We start from the raw sequence: 22,019 nt of genomic DNA on the forward strand, positions 1-22,019 counted from the left end.
GCAAGCCCGGAAATTCATCAAAGCAGTTCGTTGACAAAATGTCGATAAAATGATGACATAAAATCGTCAAGATGAGGAAGAGCTGAATGACGAAGAAGGCTGAGGAGAGCTTTGAAGGTCGGGAATGGGCCGGAAACGCCCTGCCCGAACATCTGAAGCCGGTCGCGGCCATCGGTCCGATCGTCTCCTCCGCGCACCTTGCCGAAGGCGGCTCGCCAGGTCTCTCCGAAGTGGAATACGGGCTGATCCTCGCATCGCACGCCTTTCATCGCTGGATGATGCGCTGCATGGCTGCTGCCGGCGTCCCCGGGCTTTCCCCCATCGAAATTCTGATCCTGCACACGATCCGCCATCGCGATCGCGGCAAGAAGCTCGCCGACATCTGCCTCGTGCTCGATATCGAAGACACCCATGTCGCGACCTATGCCATCCGCAAACTCGAAGCCGCCGGCCTGGTGACGACGGGCAAGGAAGGCAAGGAAAAGACCATCCTCATCACCGACAAGGGCTCGGACGCCTGCACGCGCTACGCTCAAATTCGCGAACGCCTGCTGGTCTCCTCCACTGCCAAAGCACGTCCTTCCGAAGAGACGCTTTCCGAGATCGCCGCCGTCCTGCGTTTCATGTCGGGCGCCTATGAACAGTCCGCGCGCGCCGCGACCACATTGTAACAAGGAAGACCGCGTGACCGTCGATACGCCTGCGCCGCTGCTCGCCGTTGAGAAACTTTCCGTCGCCTTCAACGGCAATCCTGTCGTCGAAGACCTGAGCTTCACGGTCACGCCGGGACGTACGCTCGCGATCGTCGGCGAATCCGGCTCCGGCAAATCGGTGACCTCACTTTCGATCATGCGGCTTGCCGACATGATGGGCGGCCAGTTCCCGACCGGCCGCATCCTGTTTCGCGGCAAGGACGGCGAAATCGACCTGACGAGCGCCCCGCAGAAGACCATGCGCGCCATCCGCGGCAAGGAGATCGCCATGATCTTCCAGGAGCCGATGACCTCGCTGAACCCCGTCTTCACCATCGGCGACCAGGTCGCCGAAGTGCTGATGCTGCACGAAAAGATGACGAAGGCCGAAGCCCTTGTCGAGACGCGCCGCCTGCTCGACATGGTGCGGCTCCCTGATAGCGCCGAACTGATCGGCCGCTATCCGCACCAGCTGTCCGGCGGCATGCGCCAGCGTGTCATGATCGCCATGGCGCTCGCCTGCCGGCCGAAACTGCTGATCGCCGACGAGCCGACCACCGCGCTCGACGTGACCATCCAGGCGCAGATCCTGACGATCATCCGCGACCTGCAGAAAGAACTCGGCATGGCGGTGATCTTCATCACCCATGACATGGGCGTCGTCGCCGAGATGGCCGACGACGTCGTGGTCATGTGGAAGGGCCGCAAAGTCGAGGAAGGCCCGGTCGGAGAGATCTTCGAGGCGCCCAAGCACCCCTATACCCAGACGCTGCTTTCGGCCGTGCCGAAACTCGGCAGCATGACCGGCGAGGAATTCCCGAAGCGCCTGCCGCTGACCATGATGGTCGACGGCGAGCCGAAGCGCGTCGGCGATACCCATATCCAGCGCACCGCCCGCTACGACGCAGCGCCGATCCTGTCGGTCCGCGACCTCGTCACCCGCTTCGACGTGCGCAAGAACCTCTTCGGCAAGGCGACGCACCGCGTGCACGCGATCGAAAACGTCAGCTTCGACATCTTCCCGGGCGAGACCTTGGCGCTCGTCGGCGAGAGCGGCTCGGGCAAATCTACGATCGGTCGCACGATCCAGCAGCTCCAGGCACCGACATCGGGCGAAATCCTCTTCGGCGGCCGGCCCGTCTCGGCAATGAGCTACGCCGAGCGACAGAAGCTGAAGCAGGAAATCCAGTACATCTTCCAGGATCCCTTTGCCTCGCTCGACCCGCGCAAGACCGTGGGATTCTCGATCGCCGAGCCGATCCGCACCCATGGCCTGATCCTTGGCGAAAAGGAAATCGAGAAGCGCGTACACGAACTGCTGGAACGCGTCGGCCTGACGGCCGCGCACGCCAAGCGCTATCCGCACGAGTTCTCCGGCGGCCAGCGCCAGCGCGTCTGCATTGCCCGGGCGCTCGCCTCGCGCCCCAAGCTGATCATCGCCGACGAGGCGCTTTCGGCGCTCGACGTCTCCATCCAGGCGCAGATCATCAATCTGTTCATGGAACTGCAGGAGCAGGAAGGCCTCGCATACCTCTTCATCAGCCATGACATGGCGGTGGTCGAGCGCATGAGCCACCGCGTCGCCGTGCTCTATCTCGGCCAGGTCATGGAATTCGGCAGCCGCGCGCAAGTGTTCGAGACGCCGGCTCATCCCTATACCCGCCGGCTGCTTTCCGCCGTCCCGGTCGCCGAGCCCGGCAAGGGCCGCGAGCGTGCCATGCTGGAAGGCGAAATCCCGAGCCCGATCCGCCGTGTCGGCAACGAACCTGCGGTGCTGCCCCGCAAAGAGATCGCCCCTGGCCATTTCGTGGCCAAGGACGCGTAAGCCGCTTTCTTTTCTTTTGAAGAAGGCTGTCGAAACAGGAGTGAGTAAATGATCAACAAAAAGGGGATCCACGCCGCCTTCATCGCCCTCGCGATGGCCGGCAGTATCATGACCGCCACCCCGGCTTTTGCCGCCGGCACGCTGACGGTGTCGTCGCCGCAGGATCCGGGAAGCTGGGACCCGGTCGACACCTTCCTCGTCAACTGGGCATCCGTCGCCACCAATATCTACGACGGCCTGACCTATCGCGGCCCGGACCTCAAGCTCGTGCCCGGCCTTGCAACCTCGTGGGAAGAGCTCGACGGCGGCAAGCGCCTGCGCTTCACGCTGCGCGAAGGTGTCAAGTTCCACAATGGTGAGCCCTTCAACGCCGAAGCGGTGAAATTCACTTTCGACCGCCTGCTCGGCGAAGAAGGCTCCAAGGGCCCGCAGAAATCCAACTATGCCGTCATCGAGAAGGTCGAGATCGTCGACGAAAAGACCGTCGACCTGGTTCTCAAGACCCCGGATCCGGTGCTGCTCACCAAGCTTGCCGGCTATGGCGCGATGATCGTGCCGCCGAAGTACATCCAGGAAAAGGGCGAGGACTATTTCAACGCCCATCCGGTTGGAACAGGCCCGTTCAAGTTCATCTCCTATGAGCCGAAGGTCGGGATCAAGCTCGAAGCCTTTGCCGAGCATTGGGGTGGCGCGCCGAAGCTTTCCAACCTCAACTACCGTTTCATCTCGGAGCCGGCGACCGCCGTTGCCGAACTGCAGGCCGGCCGCGTCGATCTCGTCATCCCGCCGACCATACCGATCGGCATGATCCCGACGATCCAGGACGACAGCAATCTGGAGATCGTCACCAGCGCCGGCCCGACGGTCTATGCTCTGCGCTTCAACACGCGCGACGGCATCACCAAGGATCCGAAGGTCCGCAAGGCGCTGATCCTCGGCGTCGACCGCGACACCATCATCCAGTCGATCCTCGGCGGCCAGGCAGACCCGATCGCCAGCTTCCAGGGCAAGCTCTCCTTCGGCTTCGATCCGGCGATGAAGCCGCTGCCCTATGATCCGGAACAGGCCAAGGCGCTCCTGAAGGAAGCCGGCGTCGCGCCGGGTGCCTCGGTGCAGATCGACGTTCGTGGAAACGAAGCGACCTTCAACGAGGTCGTGCAGGCGATCGCGAGCTATCTGCAGCTCATCGGCATCAACGCGACGATCAAGCCCTATGAAACCAACGTTCTCCTGAACGACATCATCCCCGCCGGCAAAACCGGCGCGATGTTCCAGCAGTCCTGGGGCGGCTGGACGCTCGACTACGACAACACGGCGTACTCGATGTACCACTCCGGCGAAAAGTGGAACCCCTACGACCAGGATCCGGAGCTCGACAAGCTGCTCGAATCCCAGCGTTCGATCACCGACCAGGCCAAGCGTGAGGAGATCCTCAAGCAGATCGCCAACTACGCCGCCGACCGTGCGCTCGAAATGCCGCTCTACAACCTCAACGCCATCTTCGGCGTGAGCAAGCGCGTCAAGAACTTCGTGCCGGTACCGGACAGCCGCCTGCGGCTGACGGATGTGACGGTCGAGTAAGCAAATCGGTCCGCCGCTCCACCTTTTGAGGCGGCGGACCATTCTCTTTAAAGGGCGGGTCACTTGGCCGGATTTCTGATCAAACGTTTTCTGCAGGCGGTCTTCGTCGTGTTCGTCGTGACACTGACCGTCTCCTATGCCATCCGGTTTACCGGTGACCCCGCGCTGATGCTCGCGCAGGGTGCGGGCAGCGTGACCGAGGCAGACCTCGTGCGCATCCGTGAGGGGCTCGGCCTCAATCAGCCGTTCCTCGCGCAATATGCCGATTTCATCAAAGGCATGTTTACCCTCGATTTCGGCCGTTCGTTCCTCGGCGGCACCCCGGTTTCGCAGCTGATTGCCACGGCACTGCCGGCAACCATGCTGCTCGCCTTCACCTCGCTGATCGTTTCGATCCTCATTTCCGTTCCGCTCGGCATCCGTGCCGCCGTCGCACGCGGCAAATGGGCCGACCAGGCGATCCGCATCCTGTCGCTGATCGGGCTTTCCTTCCCGAACTTCTGGCTGGCGATCATGCTGGTGCTGTTGTTCTCGATCGTGCTCAAATGGCTGCCGCCGAGCGGAATGGACGGTTTCGCGAGCTTTATCATGCCCGCGCTGACCATGGGCATCATCCTGACGGCGACGAACGTGCGGCTGGTGCGTACCGCCATGCTCGAAACCCTGCAATCGCAATACATCATGGTTGCCCGCGCCAAGGGCCTCAGCGAAAGCAAGGTGCTCTACAAGCATGCGCTTCGTAACTGCGCGATCCCGCTGATCACCTATTTCGGCCTGCAGTTCGGCGGCCTGCTCGGCGGCATCGTCGTCGTCGAGCTCGTGTTCAACTGGCCGGGCATGGGCACGCTCGCCTTCGATGCGGTCGCGTCCCGCGACTATCCCGTGCTCCAGGCGGTCATCACCGTGCTCTCGCTGATGATCGTGTTCGTCAATCTTCTGGTCGATATCGCCTATGGCCTCGTCGACCCGCGCATCCGGACGGAGTGAGCCGATGACGACCAAGGCTGCAAACTCCCGTTTCGCCCGTTTCCGCAATCTCGAATTCATCCTCGGCGCGCTTCTGACGGGTGGCATCTGCCTCGCAGTGCTCCTCTCCAGCGTGCTGTTTCCCGGTGGCGTCGACAAGATCGACCTGATGGCGCGGCTGACCCCGCCCTTCGTCAACTGGGCGCATCCGCTCGGCACCGACCCGCTCGGCCGCGACGTGCTTGCCCGGGTGGTTGCCGGCGGCAAGATCTCACTGCTGGTCGGCCTGACGTCGGTCGCCGGCGCTGTCGTCGTCGGCGTCGTCATGGGGCTCGTCTCGGGTTACTATCGCGGCTTCTGGGACATGCTCGTCATGCGCTTTGCCGACGTGCAGCTGGCGCTCCCCTTCATCCTGCTCGCGATCACCTTCATCGCCATCGTCGGCGGCGGGCTTGGCAATACCATCATCCTGCTGATCGTGTCGCAATGGGTGCAGTATGCCCGTCTCGTGCGCGGATCTGTGCTGTCGCTGCGCGAACGCGAGTTCATCCAATCGGCCCGCGCAATCGGCGTGCGCGACTACAAGATTCTGTTCCAGCACCTGCTTCCGAATCTCATCGGTCCGGTCATCGTGCTGATGACGTTGAACGTCGCCAACAACATTCTGCTCGAAAGCAGCCTCACCTTCCTCGGCCTCGGCGTCGATCCGCTGATCCCGAGCTGGGGCGGCATGCTCGCCGACGGCCGCACCTACCTGCAGAACGCCTGGTGGGTCAGCGTCTTCCCGGGCCTTGCGATCCTGCTCACCGTTCTCGGCCTCAATCTTCTCGGCGACTGGCTGCGCGACAGCCTCGACCCAACCGGTAGAACCTCACGATGACGACGATTTTCGAAGGCGCCTTCGAGCGCACGCTCGCTACCCTTCTCACCACCTACGGCAAGGAAGCCGCCCGCGGCACCAAGCTCGAAGCCTGGCTTTTCGACGATGCCGCCAGCCGCAAGGCCGCCGAACAGAAACTCGCAAGCTTCGGCGTCGAGGCGGCGCTCAGGAGCGCCTACAAGCCGCTGCTGCATTTCTTCCTCGAAGAGGTCGACCGCGCAGCGCTCGCCAGCGTCGTCATCCGCTATCCCCAGCATGAAGGCGCCGCACCGAACCGCTTCCTGCTCGAAGCCTATCCGCTGGCTGCCCTTGTCGGCGATGCCGAGATTAGCTTCGAAGCCGGCAGCGCCAGGGCTTTCACCTACGATGTGGCCCTGACCTTCCGCAGCGGACGTCAGGAAAATCACGCGGTCTTCGCACCGAACCGCATCCACACCGACTTCATCGGCGAGACGCTGCTGTCGCCGACCGGCTGGATCCGTCTGGACGAGGGTTGCGACAAGCATCGCGAATGCCACCTGGAGACCGATTACGAGCGGCTCTTTTCCGGCACGATGCGGGCGATCGCCGATCATGCCTGGGGCGACAGCGAGCCCTATTTCGAAGAGCTCAACATCCGCGTGACCCTGCCGATCACCGACTTCCGTCTGCCCGTCGGCGAAGAGGTCATCAGCCTCCGCGAGGCGCTGCACGAGGATTTCTATTTTTCGCTGCTCGAAGTCTTCCAGAAGAAATCGGGCCGCCCACTCGGCGACCGCGGTCTGAAGCCCGGCCAGATCGTGCCGGAGATCGTCTTCGGCGTCGGCAAGCCGACCGTCATCGTTGAGGCGCGGCCGCTGCAGGCGACGGATGTCGACGGCGAGGCCCAGCCGATCGAGACGGCCGAAGCGCCGCTGACGGTCGCTCAGATCCATGCCGAACTCGCCGCAATCGAAGGCCAGCCCTTCGAGGCGCAGTCGCGCGCCGGCCGCGCGGTGAAGGCCCGCTATCGCAAGGGTACCGATGCACCAGTCATGATCAGCGGCGGCCAGCATCCGAACGAGACGACGGGCATTGTCGGCGTGCTGCGCGCCGCCCAGACGCTCGCCGCCCGCGCCGGCAGCCACTTCACCATCTCGCCGCTCGAAAACCCCGACGGCTATGCGGTGCACCAGCGGCTGCGGGTGGACAACCCGCTGCACATGCACCACGCCGCACGCTACACAGCACTTGGCGACGACCTCGAATACCGCACCGGTGCCGCGCTCAACGAGCGCGAAATCCGTAAAGAAGCCGAGCGCCTGACCGGCGCGCAGCTGCACGTCAACCTGCACGGTTATCCCTCGCATGAATGGACGCGGCCGCTGTCGGGCTACGTGCCGCGTGGCTTTGCCATGTGGACCCTGCCCAAGGGCTTCTTCCTGATCATGCGCCATCACGCCGATTGGGCCGATCGCGCCGAGCAACTGATCGAAGCGGTTACCTTGCGGCTCGCGGCCGTACCGGGCCTGCTCGCCTATAACGATGCCCAGATCGCGCTCTACGAGATCCATGCCGGCGAAACCGGCTTCCGGATCATCAACGGTTTCCCGTGCATGATCTCGATCGACGATCGCCACACGGCACCGCTGACGCTGATCACCGAATATCCGGACGAGACGATCTACGGCGATGCGTTCATCGCCGGTCATGAAGCCCAGAAGGAAACGGTGCTTGCGGCCTACGACGCCTTCCAGCGGATGATGGCCATCGCATAAAGCCTTGCGGGGCGACGGCACCCGGTGCCGCCGCCCCGACATTGGCGCCTGGCCGCCACGTTTACGTTAATCCGACACCCTCGCCACCGAATACGGTAAAGCCCGACTGCGCCGCATTGCCGGGTCCCGGCCCGTGCCGCTAGAACCGGTACACGCCGCGCACGCATGCGCCGCAACGTTGCTGCAATCCTGGTCGCCCAGACGTTACGCAACATCTATCGTATTCGGAGAATTCAATGCGCCTGCTCCTTGTCGAGGACGAGCTGGAAATGGCGACGGCGCTCAGCGCCGCGCTCGGACGCTACGACATGATCCTGGATCATGCACCGACGCTCGACCATGCATTGGCGGCGCTCGCCAATCACGTCCATGACGGCATCATCCTCGATCGGCAATTGCCCGATGGCGACGGGCTCTCGCTGATCCCACGTGTCCGGGCGCTGAAGTCCGGAATTCCCGTGATCGTTCTGACCGCGCGTGGCGCTGTCGACGAGCGTGTCCGCGGCCTCGACATGGGTGCCGACGACTATCTCGCCAAACCTTTCGCGGTGGAGGAACTGTTGGCGCGCATCCGCGCCCTGATGCGGCGCTCGCCGGATATCGCCCCCATGACAGCGCGCATCGGCAAGCTCGTCTTCGATTTCGACGGCAGGCAGGCCCAGGTGAGCGGACAGGTGCTCGACCTGCCTCGCCGGGAACTGCTGGTGCTGGAAACGCTGGCGCGACGCCAAGGTCGCACTGTCCAGCGCTCGACGCTGGAGGAATCCGTCTACGGCTACGACGACGAGATCCAATCCAACTCGCTCGACGCTCATGTCTCGCGGCTGCGCCGGAAGCTTGCCGAGTCCGGCGCCGGTGTGGAGATCCACAGCATCCGTGGCGTCGGCTATCTGCTGAGGCCCACCCCATGAGCACGTCTTCGGTCAACTCGTTGAAGAAGCGCCTGATCTGGCAGATCCTCACCTTTCAGGTGCTGCTGCTGATGGCAGTCATTGCCGGCTTCATGGCCTTGCTGACCCGCGCCGATCTCGGCGGAAAGTTCCTCGATGCCGACGCAGCCTCGGTTGCGGCTGGCGCGATCCGCTCGCAACCCGCGGGCGGGCTGACGCTGGTCGAAACACCGCAGTTGCTCGCCATGCGAGCCGATTCTCCTGATTTCTGGTTCGTCGCCAGAGACGAACGGGGCGCCATGATCCGCAGCGGGCCCGTGCCGGACGCCTATGACAGCATTGGCGAACATCTGGATCGGATCGCCTTTGGCGACATGCGGGATAACGTCGAGCCCTACACCCTCTCGTCGATCGTGCGCTCGGTGACCACGCAGGACGGGACCTTTACGGTGCTCGCGGGCGGCGGCCGGCTCTGGAGCGCATCCTTCGCGGTCTTCCTGCTGGCCAACCTTCTGCTGCTTCCGATCGTGCTGATCGTCGTGCTGATCCCCGCCCTTGCGATCCCGATCATCGTCCGGCGCGCCTTTGCCGGCCTCGCCGACATGGTCGATCAGGCCAAGAAGATCGACGTCGATCGCCGCGGCGCCCGGTTGCCCGATCACCGGGTTCCCGGCGAAGTGCGTCCGCTCGTCGAGGCATTCAACGGTGCACTGCAGCGACTGGACGAGGGATACGAACGGCGGCAGCGCTTCATTCTGGATGCGGCACATGAACTGCGGACGCCGGTCGCCATCCTGCAGACGCGGCTTGAAAGCATGGACGCCGGGCCGCTCAGAAACCGCTTGCTCATCGATTCCAATCGTATCGCCGGACTTGCKGAACAGTTGCTGGACCTGGAGCGGATCGATCGCGACGGCGCGGACTTCGTCTCGCTCGATCTGGTATCGCTCTGCCGAGACGTGGCCGCCGATCTGGCACCGCTCGCGCTTTCGGCCGGTTGTGAGCTTTCCTTCGCACCGGGTGTCGACCAGGCACTCGTGCGCGGCGACGCCGGCGCGATAGCGCGGGCCGTCACCAACCTCGTTCGCAATGCCATCGAACACGCCGGCGGCCTCATCACCATCCGCGTCGAACGCGGCGGCGTCATCGAGGTTACCGATGAAGGTCCCGGCATTCCCGAACGCGAGCGCGAGCGGATCTTCGAGCCGTTTCACCGCCTGCAGCCGCGCGACCATGGCACGGGCCTCGGCCTGCATCTGGTGAGCGAGATCATCGGTCGCCACAAGGGACATATCTCAGTCGTCGATGAGCCCTCGGGCGGCGCCTGCTTCCGCATCAACCTGCCTGCGGCGTAGGCGGGTCCGGCGCGGAAAACGTGGTTAACATATAATTAATAGTAAAATCAGCAGCTTAGTCAATTTGTGCAATGTTGGCGCAATCCGTGGAGCCGACAAAGGACGGGCATCTTCCAAGGTTTGCGACCGCGCTACCCGGCACGAGACGCGAAACGGGAGAACGAAAGCGCCGCGAAGGGCGCCCTATCCAATCCACGGAGCAATATCATGCGGCATTTCAGCAAGTTTTCGATCTGGTCCAGTCTCACCCTGCTCACCGTCCTTGGCGCCCAGCAGTCCCATGCGGCCGACTTCTCTGCGCCCGATTATCAGGATCCGCCGGCCTTTAGCTGGAGCGGCGGCTATGTCGGCGCGCATGGCGGTCTCGGTTTCACCGGCAGCCCCAATCCCTTCGCCGATCGCAACGGCGTGGCGCTCGGCGTTCAGGCCGGTTACAACATGCAGGCCGGTCCCGGCATCGTCGGTGCGGAAATCGAGGGTTCCTATCTCGGCGACACCGAACACAAGGTCAACGGCGGCAAGCTCAAGGAGAAATGGCGCGGCGCGATCAAGGCGAAGGCCGGCCTGACCTTCGACCAGACGCTGGTCTACGGCACAGCAGGCTATGCCATGACCAGCTACAAGAAGGGCGGTGACGTGCGCAACGACGTCGGCTTCAAGGGCGGCTACCTGCTCGGCGCCGGCGTCGAACAGGCGTTTGCCGGCGGCCTTTCGGCCAAGCTCGAATACAACTACATCACGACGCCGGACGTCCGCACCAGCACCGTCTCAGGCTCCAGCGAGAAGGACATCAACAGCCACGTCATCAAGGCCGGCATCAACATGCGGTTCTGACGGCAGCTTCGGCTTGCCGAGGCGTTGCCTTCCCAGCGACACTCCCGACAAGCCAACAGCCTGGCCGAGAGCGGGCTTGCAATTGCAGGCCCGCGCTCGGCAAACCATCACTCCGCCGCTTCCCGCGCCTGGGGTTCAGGCGTCGCCAACCGACGCCAAATCGGCGCCATGGCGGCGGCGATGTCGCCGTAAAGCGCAAAGCGCCTCTCATAATGCGCGGCAAGCGCCGGGTTCGGCCGGTAGTGGCGCTCGGTCTTGACCATCGCCGCAGCGCCCGCAGAGATGTCGGCAAAGAGATCGATGCCAGCGCCCGCCGTGATCGCAGCACCGAGCGCGCCCGTCTCCCGCGAGCGCGCGACCGTCACCGGTACATCAAGCACATCGGCAAAGATCTGCGGCCAGATCTGGCTGCGCGATCCGCCGCCGGAAAGCACCGCCTCATCGAAGCGTGCCCCGGCCGCGCGTAGCGTCGCGATATGCTGGCGATGACCGAAGGCGACGCCCTCAAGCACGGCACGGACCAGATGCCCCTTGGTGTGCCAGCCGGCAACGCCGTAGAAGCCCGCCCGCGCATTGCCGTCCTGCTGCGCGCCATAGAGAAACGGGTGGTAGACCGGATCGTTCGCAGCCGGTTCGATCTCAGCCGCCAGCTGGCAGCAAAGGTCGAAGGGCGAGCGGCCATCGCTGCCGTCATGTGGAAAAAGCTCGCGCACCAGCCATTCGAGATTGGCCGCCGACGTCGCGCTTGCCTCGATCGCCATGTAGCGGTTTCGGTCGAAGGTCGAGAACATGAAGATCGGATTACTCAGATCCGGCTGATCGATGATGACCTGGTTGATGCTCCAGGTGCCGGCGATGATCGACGCCGCACCCGTGCGGGTGACGCCCGAGCCGATTGCCGAGGCCACGACGTCGAAGAGACCACCGACGACCGGCGTGCCGGCGGCCAACCCGGTCTCAATTGCCGCCTCTTGGCTGACCCGACCGACGACATCGGCGCTCTCGACAAGATCCGGCAACAGGCCCATGCAGTCGCCGAGACCGTAAGCCTTCATCAGCGCCGCATCATAGCGTCGGCCGGCAACGTCGAGCAAGCCTGCGCCGCTCATATCCGAAACGTCGCTGACGCGTGCGCCGGTCAGTCGATTGACGACGAAATCCTTGCAGAGAAAGACCGTGCCGATCTTTGCAAACTGTTCCGGGCAATGGCGTTTCAGCCAGGCAAGCAGCGTCGGCGTCTGCGACGGCCAGGGTCTCTGCCCGGCGATCGGGTAAGTCCGATCGCCGACGCCTTCCGCCTGCCACTCTTCGACGAGGCCGGCAGCGCGGGTGTCGAGCGACTGGATGCCGAGAAGCGGTGCGCCGTCGCGATTCAGCGCATAGAGGCCGTTGCCGTGGCCGGCGCAACCGATCGCCGCGATCTCGCTGGCATCAATGCCAGCGCGCTCGATGCAGGCCCGGATCACCACCTTCGCGTGACTCCAGAGTTCGCCGAGCCCGCGTTCCACATGGCCCGGCGTCGGCACATGACTGTGCCCCTCCTCTGCTGCCATCGCGATCTCGTTGCCGGTGCGATCGAAAATCACCGCCTTGATCACGGTGTTTCCGACGTCGATGCCGAGCAGATACTCTCCCATAGGCGAACCCCTCCCAAGGTTCTCAATCCATTCGCTGAAACGCCGCCGGTGTTCTTGCAGCGGCAGCGTTTCCTTTCGTCCCAGGTCATCGCTGCTCAAGCGAGATGCCGACCGGCGATGTTAACCGCGCTGGTAGAGCGCGTAGGCTTCCTCGCCGCATACATCCTGATGAATAATCGCCATCAGGCCGCGCACGACGGCGCTCGGATTGGCGTGCTGATAGATGTTGCGGCCATAGACCATGCCCATTGCGCCCTGGCGCATCAAGGCCGCAGACTTGTCGAAGACGTTGCGCAAGTCCTCCTTGCCGCCGCCGCGCACCAGAACCGGGCAGCGCGCCGCCTCGACCACCCGGTGGAAATCCTCGGCATTGGTCGTCGGATCCGCCTTGACGATATCCGCGCCCATCTCACGCGCGAGCCGGGTCAGCGTCACGATCTTCTCGGCATCGCCATCGACCATGTAGCCGCCGTGTTCGGTGACCGGCTGCATCACCAGCGGCTCGATCATCAGCGGCATGCCGTACTTGTCGCAATCGGCGCGCACGCGCGAAATGTTGGCGACGCATTGGCGGAAGAGATCGGGCTCATCCGGCAGCATGAACAGGTTGACGACGACGCAGGCCGCGTCCATTGCCAGCGCGCCGATCAACGGCTCGGCTTCGTTTTGCAGCACCGCCCACATATGCCGGTGGCGGATGCGATTATAGGGGTTGCCCATGTCGAGGCGCATGACCAGCGCCGGCTTGTCCTTGCCCGGCACCTCCTGCAGCAGATCCGACTGGCCAAAATTCATCTGGATCGCATCCGGTGCGGCCGCGACCAGCGCCTTTACAACGGCGGACATGTCTTCAAGACCATTGAGGAAGGACGGTTCGTTGCAGACGCCATGATCGATCGCCACGYCGAGGCAACGTCCACCGCCGAACAGACGGTTCATCCGGACCTTGCTGTTGTTTCGCATAATGCACTCCTTTGTTCGTTCCGTACGGATAGGGTTTCCTCATCGACGCCATGGCGTTCGGCGAGGATGGTAAGAAATCGCTTACGCTCTGCCGCCGTGAGTGCCGGCGACCAGTGTTTTTCGATCGCGAGCAGGCCGAGCACCGCGTCCGCCATGTCGAGCGAGAGCTCGCCGGTGATCGCGAGCGTCGTGCGGCGCAGCAACAGATCGTCGAGATGCTCCGCGCCTTCGTTGCGGATCAGGAACTGCATCTCGCCTGTCGAATACGCGGGATGCGGCAAGGCCTGATCCGTGCCAGCGGCGATGAAATCGGCGATCAAGGTGCAGTCGGTTCCATAGCGGGTCAGCAGAATATGCACCCGTTCCCTGGAGAGACCAGTCGCCGCGGCGACATCGTGAACCCAAGCGTCGCGGTCAGACGGAAAGTGCCGGCCACCACCAATGGTACGCTCGCCGGTCGACAAAAGACGCGGTCTTCCCAGGCGCTCCAGAGAGAGGTCGGCGGCAAGCTCGCCGAAGGAGCGGAACGTCGTCCACTTGCCGCCGATCATGCAGAGCACAGGCGGACCACCGTCAACACCCTCCACGAAGGTGCAGAAATGATCGCGCGGAATACGACCGGTGAAGCTGTCCTTGCTCGCCGGCAGCGGCCGCACGCCTGCGAACTGGAAGACCACCTCTTCCGGCCGGATTCGGATTTCGGGCAGGACGAAGGCGAGTGACTGCAGGATGTAATCGCGCTCGTCCCGCTCGCAGCGAACTGTCTCCGGGTCGTCGACGCGGATATCCGTCGAGCCCACCAGCACCTTGCCGAGATAGGGAAAGAGGATGCAGATCCGCCCATCCTCGTTCTCGTAATAGATCATGTGACCATCGAGCGCGTCCATGAGCTTCGCATTGTCGATGATCAGATGCGATCCCTTGGTGCCGCCCATCAGCGGCGCCGGCTTTGACGGTGAGGGAAACAGCGCGCCGTTGGCGATATCGATCCAGCCGCCTGTGGCGTTGATGATGAGGCTCGGCTCGATCGCGGCCACAGCATCTGTCGTGCCGTCCTTCACTTCGTAGCGTCCGGATGCAGCGAGCGTCAGTTCCGCGTAGTTGAGCGCACGGGCGTGAGAACCGGCGGCAAGGCCGTCCTTCAGAAGCTCGATGCCGAGGCGTTCCGGCTGGCTGACCCAGGCGTCGTAGTAGGTGGCGGAACTCTTGATGTCAGGGTTGAGCGCCGGCCAGCGGGCAAGCGTGGCGCGCCGCCCGCGAAAGGCGTGCTTGGGCATCAGCGCCCGCTTGCGCGTCAGGAAATCATAGATGCCAAGGCCCATCTTGACGGCGATGGCGCCACGGCGGCTCGGCCGGCGCGTCAGCCCCAGGAAGCGCACGGCGCCATTGGCAAGACCGGAAAAGATGTCGAAGACCGGCACCGTCGTCGGCAAGGGCGCCACGTAGTGCGGCGCGTTCTTCAGCAGCCGGTCGCGCTCGACCAGCGATTCCCTGACCAGGCTGAACTCGCCATTTTCGAGATAGCGAAGGCCGCCATGCACCATGCGCGACAGCGCAGCACTGGCGCCCGAACAGTAGTCGTGCTTTTCGACGAGCAGTACGCTCACCCCCTGCAGTGCCAGTTCGCGAAAGACGCTGAGGCCATTAATGCCGCCGCCGAGGACGCACACGTCCACCTTCGGGCTCTTGGCGAGCCCGTTGAAAATCTCTTCCCGGTTCATGATGGCAGTCCGTTAGCTGTCCATGTTGACGAGCGTCGCCGCGATCGCCGCGTCGATCCCCTTGAGATCGTCTTGGTCGAGCCGGATCGTCCCGGCCCGTGCATTGTCGAGCGCCTGTGCCGGATTGCGCGCACCGCAGAGCGCGAAGGTCACGCCGTCCTGCGCAAGCGTCCAGGCGATGACGATCTGGGCGATCGTCGCACCATGCTTCTCCGCGACCGGCCGGATAGCCTTGGCAAAGGCCGCGACCTTTTCGCGATTGCCGACCGAGAAGCGCGGATTGTCGCGCCGCTGGTCGTCGCCGGAAAACACCCGCTCCGGTCCGATGCCGCCGGAGAGAAGGCCGAGCGCCAGCGACGAATAGCTGAGCGTCGCGACGCCGCTGCGGCGCGTCAGCGGCAGCAGATCGGCCTCGATCTCGCGATCGATCATGCTGAAGCGCTCCTGGATGGCATCGAGCCCGCCGATCGCGATATATTGCTCCAGTTCGCCGCGAGCAACGTTGCTGGCGCCAATCGCCTTGATCTTGCCGGCCTTGCGCAGATCTTCGAGTGCGGCCATCGTTTCTTCGATCGGCGTCGTCGGATCCTGCCAGTGGGTGATGTAGAGGTCGATATAGTCGGTGCCGAGCCGCTTCAGGCTTTGTTCGACTTCGTGGTGGATGGCATCGCGACCGAGGTAGCGATGCACAGGCTTGCCGTCCTGATCGAAGAAGTGCCGCCCCTTGTCCGTATGCCAGACGAGCCCGCACTTGGTGGCGATGATTGCCTTRTCGCGGCGGCCGGCCAAGGCCTTGCCGACGATATCTTCCGAACGCCCGAGACCATAGGCAGGCGCCGTATCGATCAGCGTCACACCGGCGTCAAGCGAGGCCTGGATCGCCGCGATCGATTCCCGCTCGTCCGTGCCGCCCCACATCCAGCCGCCGATCGCCCAGGTGCCGAGCCCGACGGCCGAAGCCTTCACGCCCGATCGGCCGATCTCCCGCATCAATTGATCCCCGCTCATGCCAGAAGTCCCTTTTCTTGTGCCATGGCGAGCACGCGCTCGCCGGTCGCCTCGTCTGTCACCAGCGTGTCGAGGTGGTGTCCCCGCATGACGCTGAGGATCGGCCCCGCCTTGTTCGGTCCGCTCGCCACGCCGATCTTCGTCGGGATCGAGGCGAACTCCTCGAGCGTCAACGACACCAGCGAACGGTTGAGGCTGTAGTCGCAGACACGTCCCTCATCATCGAGCAGATGGGCGAGCAGTTCGCAGGTTGCGCCGGAGCGCTCGATCGCCGCCCGGTCGGTGCTCGAGGACGGATGCAGGTCGTAGTAACTCGAATCGTCCGAGAGGATCGAACCGATGCCGACGACCGCCACCTTTGCCTCGCGCGCCCTCCCGAAGACATCCGCCACCGAGCGCATGTTGATCAGCATCGCGCGCTCGGCAGCACTGTCGGCAAAGAGCGGCGCGTGGATCTGGAAGGATCGCCCGCCGAGCCGATCGGCCATCAGCGTCGAGACGTGGTTCACATCCGTATAGTGCTTGCCCTGGACGCAGCCGGTCGCCGGGATCACCTCGACATCGAAGCGGCGCGGCGCCTGCAGCCCGGCAACAACAGCGCTGACGCCCTTGCCGCCGGTAATGCAGATGGTGTCGCCATCGCCGATCTCTTCGAGCAACAGCCGGGCCGCCGCCTCGCCGACAGCCTGGAGGGCGGTCTGCTGGTTGTCGGAAACCGTCGGCACGACGATTGCCCGGCGGATACCGCCGATCGCAAGCAACTGCTCTTCCATGTCGACCAAGGGCTCGATCGGCGACTTGATCTTGATCTCGACCAGACCGAGCTGGCGGCCGCGCTTGATCAGCCGATTGACGGTGGGCTGCGAGATGCCGAGCCGTTCGGCGATCTGCGACTGAGTCAGCCCTTCGAGGAAATGCAGGACGAGCGCCTGGTGCATCTGCCGTGCGACGACGAGTTCTTCTCGCGCGGTTGAGGCCGGGGACAAAATGGGTTTGGCAATCGGCATGGTCAGGCGGCCTTCCGCTTGTGCAGCAAGTGGTCGATGGAAACGGCAGCCAAGAGAATGCAGCCTTTGATCATGTCCTGCCAATAGACGGAGACGTCGAGCAGGATCAACGAGCTGGTGACGACCGAGAGCAGGGCCATGCCGAGGATGGCGCCGAGGATCGTGCCGGAGCCGCCGTTGAGCGAGGCGCCGCCGATGACGGCGGCTGCGATGATGTTGAGCTCCATGCCGACGCCGAAGGTGGGGGTCGCGGCACCGAAGCGCGACATGTAGATGACGCCGGCGACGCCCGCGAGCGTCGAGCACAGCACCGTCACCCAGAACTTCACCTGCTTGGTCTTGATGCCGGAATAGAGCGCCGCCTTCTCGTTGCTGCCGGTGTAGAACACCTTGCGGAAGGCGGTCGCCCGCCGCAGCAGGAAGTCGAAGAGCACGACGACGGCGACGAAGATCAGGATGACATAGGGCACGCCGTGGAAGGTGCCCTGCCCCACCGCCTTGAACGACGCCGGCAGCGTGAAAAGCGACAACGGCGTGCCCTTGGTGATGACGAGGCAGAGGCCGCGTACGATTACCATGGCCGCCAGCGACGTGATGAAATGGTTGAGCCCGACGACAGTGACGAAGAAGCCCATGATCATGCCGATGATGCTGCTGGCGAGGATGCCGACCAGCGAGGCCGTCCAGGGGTCGACACCGGCGAGGAACAGCGAGCCGGCCAGCACCATGGCGAAGCAGACGACAGAGCCGACAGCAAGGTCGATGCCGCCAACAATGAGCAGGATCGTCATGCCGACGACGACGATGCCTTCGACCGAGAAGCTCATCAGCATGGCGCGCATGTTGCCGAAGGTGAGGAAGTGCGGCGAGGCGAAACTCATGACGATGCCGAGCGCCAGGATGATGGCGATCAGACCCGCCTCGCGCATCGTGCCGATGCGTTTCCAGGCGGGCGCCTGTGCTTGAGTTGCAACCATCGTATCAACAGCCATTTCCGCCTCCCCGGCTCTGTCAGTTCTTTCAGGCGACATGATCCACCATCCGGCCGGCCTCGGCCGTCTGCGTCACCCCTGAGGCCAGGCGGATCACCGCCTCCTCGCTCATTTCTGTGTCGTCAAGCTCGCCGGCAATCGCGCCCTCGCGGACCACCAGCACCCGGTCGCAAAGCCCGAGCAGCTCCGGCAATTCCGACGAGATCACGACAATGCCGATGCCGGTTTCTGCCAACTGCCGCAGCAACCGGTGGATCTCGGATTTGGCGCCGACATCGATACCGCGCGTCGGCTCGTCCATCAGAATGACTTCAGGTCGAACGGCCAGCTGCTTGGCGATCGCCACCTTCTGCTGGTTGCCGCCCGAGAGCGACGACACCGGCATGTCGATACCGCCCATGCGCACGCCGAGACGGCGGACGAAATCGCGAGCGAGATCCGCTTCAGCCCTGGCGTTCAACAGCCCGAGCGGGCCTGTCAGCGTCTTCAGGTCGAGGACTGAAATGTTCTGGGCGATCGACAGCTCGGTGAAGACGCCGGACCCCTTGCGATCCTCCGACAGATAGACGATGCCGGCATTGACGGCGTCCCGGTAGTTGCCGATACGCTGGACCTTGCCGCGCAGGCTCACCTCGCCCGTCGACTTTGTCCTGAGACCGCAGATCGCTTCGGCGATCTCCGTGCGGCCGGACCCGATCAGCCCGCCGATGCCGAGGATTTCGCCGCGTTTCAGCTCGAAGGAAACATCATCGATCCGGGTTCCGTCGCCCAACTTGCGGACCGAAAGGATGGTCTCGCCTGAGCGCGCTTCCACCGCCTGCTTCGGCGGATAGAGCTGGCTGATCTCGCGGCCGACCATGCGGCGCACGACGTCGTCGGGCGTCACGTCGGCGATCTTTTCGGTGACCACATGCCGCCCGTCGCGAAACACGGTGACCCGGTCGCAGAGCGAGAAAATCTCGGCCATGCGGTGGCTGATATAGATGATGGAAATGCCCGCGGCTTTCAGATCGCGGATGATGGCGAACAGGGCCTGGGCTTCGGCCTCGGTCAGCGCTGCGGTCGGCTCGTCGAGGATCAGCACGCGGCAATCGAGCGTCAGCGCCTTGGCGATCTCGACGAGCTGCTGGCTTGATATGGCGAGGTCTGCGACCTTGCGGCGGACGTCGATCGGCGCCAGCCGGTTCATGACGACCTGGGCTTCGCGTTCGAGCGCGCCGTAATTCATCAGCGGCGAACGCCGGCGGTTGGTGGCCGCCATGAACATGTTTTCCGCCACCGTCGCATCCGGGCAGAGGGCGATTTCCTGGTGGACGAGGCCGATGCCGAGCGTCTGGGCGATCGCCGGTGAGGCGATCTTCACGGGCGCTCCATCGACCAGCACCTCGCCGTCATTTGGCAGCAGCACCCCGGCAATGATGTTCATCAGTGTGGATTTGCCGGCGCCGTTTTCGCCGCAGAGCGCGTGGATTTCTCCCCGCTCGAGGCGAAAATCCACCTCCGCCAGCGCCTTCACCGCACCGAAATGCTTGGTGACGCGCCGGACCTCCAGAACCGGTTGTGCTGTCATGCTGTCCTCCACCCGCAGTCCTGGCTGCCCGGATTGAGCCGGGCAGCCAATTCACGATCTTACTCGTCGATGCCCTTGGTGCCACGACGCTTCAGGTACTTGTCCCAGTAGAAGTCGTCTGCATTTTCGGCGGTAACGATCGAAAGACCGTTGTCGACGAAGGGGATGCTCATCGGGTTGAAGCCGGAACGCTTGGCGTCGTTCATCGGATCGATCAGCTCCGGGTGCTTGGCCATCCACAGGAGCATGAAGCCCATGTAACCCTGCATGCCCTGGTTCGGGTTGATCGAGCCGAAGACTTCGCCGGCCTTGATCATGTCCAGGATGTTGGCGTTGACGTCGGCGCACATAACGAGCACCTTGCCGCCGCTTTCCTTGCTGGCCTGGGCCGCACCGATCGCGGAGTTGGCTTCCGGCATGAACACGGCGCCGAGGTTCGGATTGGCCTGGATAAGGCTCATCAGGCCCTGATAGGCCTTGTTCGGATCCTGGTTCGAGGCCGCGCGGCCGACAAGCTTCATGTCCGGCCACTTCTCGGCCATGCGGTTGACGAAGGCGGTGATGCGCTTGTCGTGGTTGTCCTGGCCGGGGTTTTCAAGCACGGCATATTCGCCCTTGCCGCCCATCTTCTCGGCAATCGCGTCGGCGGCATAAATGCCTTCGCGGGTGTTGTCCGAGGTGATGAAGGAGACGCGCTTCGACAGCGGCGAGTCCGCCGCAAAGGTCACGACCGCCGTGCCCTGGTCGATCGCCCTGTTGATCGGCTCGATGAACGGATCGGAGTTCATCGGGTGAACCAGAATACCGGCCGGGTTCTGGGCAAGCGCCTGGTCGAAAGTGGCGATCTGCTTGTTGACGTCATATTCCGGCGTGCCGGTATATTCGGTCTCGCAGCCGAACTGCTGGCCGGCCTGCTTGAACATTTCATAGACCGGGAACCAGTATTCGACGCCGGAAACCATGACGTTCATGACGTATTTTTCGCCGGGCTGGCAGCGAAACGGGTTTGCCGTTTCGGCACTTGCCGAACCTGCCCAGAACGAAGCTGCAATGACCGCCAGAGCGGTCGTGCTGAGAAATTTGCGCACGCGTCCTCCTCGAGGCCGAAGCCCCTCCCAAAAACCGATAGGGCCGTTTGCTTGCGGCCGCTGAATGTATGAGCTTGCCGGAACTCCTCCTCGACTTCCGACGATTGCGATTTAAGCCGGGGACTCATTTTCTGTCAATATAATTCATGGCATGAATAATAATTCATGCGCGACGTGGAAAACCTTGAGCCGGGTCCTTCAATCTGCTGTCACGCAGACCCGTTAGAGCGCGACCATGGTTACCCTGCAACAGATTGCCTTTCATGCCGGCTGCTCGCTGGCGACCGTTTCCCGGGTGCTGAAGGGCGAAGGCCCCGTCAGCGACGAGATGGTGCGCCGCGTGCGCCGGGCCGCGGCCGAACTCGGCTACCGGCCGCAGCCGGCCGCGGGCCGCACCGCCAACCGCAGCCAGCCGGTCGTCGGCGTGCTGGTGCCAAGCGTCACCAATCCGGTGTTTGCGGCATCCCTCGGAGGCATCCAGCACCGTTTGCAGGCGGCAAACCATGGCGTGCTGATTGCCCAGTCCAACTACGATCCTGCTCTTGAGGCACGCGCCGTGCGCTCGCTGCTCGAACAGCGGCCGACCGGGCTGATCCTGACGCTCTGCGACGCCAAGACCAGCGAGGCGCTTTCGGCGGCGCTGCCGCCGACGGTGCTTCTCAACAACCGGCCGGTCGCCCGCTTCGCCGCCGCCGTCACCGTCGACAATTACCGGGCCGGCTTCGATCTCACTCGCCACATCCTCGACCACGGTCATCGCCGTATCCTCGTCGTCTCCGGCCACTTCCGTTCGTCCGACCGCGCGCGCCTGCGCTACGACGGCTATTCCGCCGCCATGCAGGGGGCCGGTGTCGAGCCGATGGCCGCGGTGGAGATCCCCTTCGTCGACGGCTATGAGAACCTCGACCTCGCGACCGTTGTCGCACAGCACCGCCCGACGGCGATCATCGCTTCCAACGATCTTCTGGCGCTCGGCGTCATCGCCGCGCTTAGGCGCGAGGGTCTTGCCGTGCCGGAAGATGTCTCCGTCGCCGGCTTCGACGGCATCGCCCTTGGCCGGCTGATGACGCCTACGCTAACCACGATCTCCATGCCCGACGGCGATATGGGGCTTGCGGCGGCCGCCCTGCTGCTCGACATCGCCGAAAATGCGTCGGGCTGTCGCCATCTCAATCTCGACTGCCGCCTTTATCCGGGCGGGACGGTTCGCCACCTCGCCTGAGCAAACACGAAAACGCCGCCCCGAAATTTCCTTCGGGGCGGCGTCTATCGAT

The 22,019-nt window shown here is 63.8% G+C and carries 18 protein-coding genes; 10 read left to right on the forward strand and 8 right to left on the reverse strand.

From position 1 onward, the window contains the following. Window positions 1-86: 86 nt before the first annotated feature. From AB4Z53_RS11725 to AB4Z53_RS11765, 9 genes are all read left to right on the forward strand, one after another. Window positions 87-671, forward strand: a complete 585-nt coding sequence (locus tag AB4Z53_RS11725) for a winged helix DNA-binding protein (protein ID WP_113538391.1) — start codon at window positions 87-89, stop codon at window positions 669-671. 13 nt (window positions 672-684) lie between these two features. Then, window positions 685-2,517 (forward strand): ABC transporter ATP-binding protein, encoded by a 1,833-nt coding sequence (locus AB4Z53_RS11730; protein WP_441595943.1) that lies wholly within the window; start codon window positions 685-687, stop codon window positions 2,515-2,517. Window positions 2,518-2,610: 93 nt separating this feature from the next. After that, on the forward strand, window positions 2,611-4,098 hold the full coding sequence (locus AB4Z53_RS11735; protein ID WP_441596113.1) for an ABC transporter substrate-binding protein: 1,488 nt from the start codon (window positions 2,611-2,613) through the stop codon (window positions 4,096-4,098). A gap of 63 nt (window positions 4,099-4,161) precedes the next feature. Then, window positions 4,162-5,085 carry an ABC transporter permease gene (locus tag AB4Z53_RS11740; protein WP_113538388.1) on the forward strand — a complete coding sequence of 308 codons (924 nt, stop codon included), beginning with the start codon at window positions 4,162-4,164 and terminating at the stop codon, window positions 5,083-5,085. 4 nt (window positions 5,086-5,089) lie between these two features. Continuing rightward, entirely contained in the window at window positions 5,090-5,944 is an 855-nt protein-coding gene (locus AB4Z53_RS11745; protein WP_441595945.1) for an ABC transporter permease, read from the forward strand. After that, a complete protein-coding gene (locus tag AB4Z53_RS11750) occupies window positions 5,941-7,680 on the forward strand; it encodes a M14 family metallopeptidase (RefSeq protein WP_441595947.1) in 1,740 nt (579 codons plus the stop codon). Before AB4Z53_RS11745 ends, AB4Z53_RS11750 begins: the two co-directional genes overlap by 4 nt. A gap of 236 nt (window positions 7,681-7,916) precedes the next feature. Continuing rightward, window positions 7,917-8,591 (forward strand): response regulator transcription factor, encoded by a 675-nt coding sequence (locus AB4Z53_RS11755; protein WP_113538385.1) that lies wholly within the window; start codon window positions 7,917-7,919, stop codon window positions 8,589-8,591. Then, window positions 8,588-9,925 carry a sensor histidine kinase gene (locus AB4Z53_RS11760; protein ID WP_441595949.1) on the forward strand — a complete coding sequence of 446 codons (1,338 nt, stop codon included), beginning with the start codon at window positions 8,588-8,590 and terminating at the stop codon, window positions 9,923-9,925. The genes AB4Z53_RS11755 and AB4Z53_RS11760 overlap by 4 nt, the downstream gene beginning before the upstream one ends. 207 nt (window positions 9,926-10,132) lie before the next feature. Beyond that, on the forward strand, window positions 10,133-10,759 hold the full coding sequence (locus tag AB4Z53_RS11765; protein WP_441595951.1) for an outer membrane protein: 627 nt from the start codon (window positions 10,133-10,135) through the stop codon (window positions 10,757-10,759). Window positions 10,760-10,866: 107 nt separating this feature from the next. On the opposite strand, the gene AB4Z53_RS11770 is transcribed toward AB4Z53_RS11765, so the two are convergent. The 8 genes from AB4Z53_RS11770 to AB4Z53_RS11805 all read right to left on the reverse strand — a co-directional run bounded on the left by AB4Z53_RS11770 (window position 10,867) and on the right by AB4Z53_RS11805 (window position 20,745). Then, window positions 10,867-12,396, reverse strand: a complete 1,530-nt coding sequence (locus AB4Z53_RS11770) for an FGGY-family carbohydrate kinase (protein ID WP_441595953.1) — start codon at window positions 12,394-12,396, stop codon at window positions 10,867-10,869. A gap of 120 nt (window positions 12,397-12,516) precedes the next feature. Further along, window positions 12,517-13,359, reverse strand: a complete 843-nt coding sequence (locus tag AB4Z53_RS11775; protein WP_441595954.1) for a class I fructose-bisphosphate aldolase — start codon at window positions 13,357-13,359, stop codon at window positions 12,517-12,519. After that, on the reverse strand, window positions 13,332-15,080 hold the full coding sequence (locus AB4Z53_RS11780) for an FAD-dependent oxidoreductase (RefSeq protein WP_441595956.1): 1,749 nt from the start codon (window positions 15,078-15,080) through the stop codon (window positions 13,332-13,334). Before AB4Z53_RS11780 ends, AB4Z53_RS11775 begins: the two co-directional genes overlap by 28 nt. Before the next feature lie 12 nt (window positions 15,081-15,092). After that, entirely contained in the window at window positions 15,093-16,088 is a 996-nt protein-coding gene (locus AB4Z53_RS11785; protein WP_441595957.1) for an aldo/keto reductase, read from the reverse strand. After that, complete coding sequence (locus AB4Z53_RS11790; RefSeq protein ID WP_441595959.1) at window positions 16,085-17,095, reverse strand: sugar-binding transcriptional regulator; 1,011 nt, start codon at window positions 17,093-17,095, stop codon at window positions 16,085-16,087. The genes AB4Z53_RS11785 and AB4Z53_RS11790 overlap by 4 nt, the downstream gene beginning before the upstream one ends. A gap of 2 nt (window positions 17,096-17,097) precedes the next feature. Then, window positions 17,098-18,087, reverse strand: a complete 990-nt coding sequence (locus AB4Z53_RS11795) for an ABC transporter permease (protein WP_113538377.1) — start codon at window positions 18,085-18,087, stop codon at window positions 17,098-17,100. A 28-nt stretch (window positions 18,088-18,115) separates the two neighbouring features. Next, entirely contained in the window at window positions 18,116-19,657 is a 1,542-nt protein-coding gene (locus AB4Z53_RS11800; protein ID WP_441595961.1) for a sugar ABC transporter ATP-binding protein, read from the reverse strand. Between the two features lie 59 nt (window positions 19,658-19,716). Further along, a complete protein-coding gene (locus AB4Z53_RS11805; RefSeq protein WP_034805587.1) occupies window positions 19,717-20,745 on the reverse strand; it encodes a substrate-binding domain-containing protein in 1,029 nt (342 codons plus the stop codon). A gap of 235 nt (window positions 20,746-20,980) precedes the next feature. Between AB4Z53_RS11805 and AB4Z53_RS11810 the strand changes: the two genes are divergently transcribed. Further along, on the forward strand, window positions 20,981-21,967 hold the full coding sequence (locus AB4Z53_RS11810; RefSeq protein ID WP_441595963.1) for a LacI family DNA-binding transcriptional regulator: 987 nt from the start codon (window positions 20,981-20,983) through the stop codon (window positions 21,965-21,967). Window positions 21,968-22,019 lie beyond the last annotated feature (52 nt).

Source organism: Ensifer sp. 2TAB8, assembly GCF_052115125.1.
In the GTDB taxonomy this organism is placed as follows: Bacteria; Pseudomonadota; Alphaproteobacteria; order Rhizobiales; family Rhizobiaceae; genus Ensifer.

Bases quoted from the DNA above. Each gene is read 5' to 3' on its own strand.
- AB4Z53_RS11725 (WP_113538391.1), top strand. From the start codon at position 87: ATGACGAAGAAGGCTGAGGAGAGCTTTGAAGGTCGGGAATGGGCCGGA.
- AB4Z53_RS11770 (WP_441595953.1), bottom strand. From the start codon at position 12,396: ATGGGAGAGTATCTGCTCGGCATCGACGTCGGAAACACCGTGATCAAG.
- AB4Z53_RS11755 (WP_113538385.1), top strand. From the start codon at position 7,917: ATGCGCCTGCTCCTTGTCGAGGACGAGCTGGAAATGGCGACGGCGCTC.
- AB4Z53_RS11790 (WP_441595959.1), bottom strand. From the start codon at position 17,095: ATGCCGATTGCCAAACCCATTTTGTCCCCGGCCTCAACCGCGCGAGAA.
- AB4Z53_RS11780 (WP_441595956.1), bottom strand. From the start codon at position 15,080: ATGAACCGGGAAGAGATTTTCAACGGGCTCGCCAAGAGCCCGAAGGTG.
- AB4Z53_RS11765 (WP_441595951.1), top strand. From the start codon at position 10,133: ATGCGGCATTTCAGCAAGTTTTCGATCTGGTCCAGTCTCACCCTGCTC.
- AB4Z53_RS11795 (WP_113538377.1), bottom strand. From the start codon at position 18,087: ATGGCTGTTGATACGATGGTTGCAACTCAAGCACAGGCGCCCGCCTGG.
- AB4Z53_RS11800 (WP_441595961.1), bottom strand. From the start codon at position 19,657: ATGACAGCACAACCGGTTCTGGAGGTCCGGCGCGTCACCAAGCATTTC.
- AB4Z53_RS11810 (WP_441595963.1), top strand. From the start codon at position 20,981: ATGGTTACCCTGCAACAGATTGCCTTTCATGCCGGCTGCTCGCTGGCG.
- AB4Z53_RS11735 (WP_441596113.1), top strand. From the start codon at position 2,611: ATGGCCGGCAGTATCATGACCGCCACCCCGGCTTTTGCCGCCGGCACG.
- AB4Z53_RS11750 (WP_441595947.1), top strand. From the start codon at position 5,941: ATGACGACGATTTTCGAAGGCGCCTTCGAGCGCACGCTCGCTACCCTT.
- AB4Z53_RS11745 (WP_441595945.1), top strand. From the start codon at position 5,090: ATGACGACCAAGGCTGCAAACTCCCGTTTCGCCCGTTTCCGCAATCTC.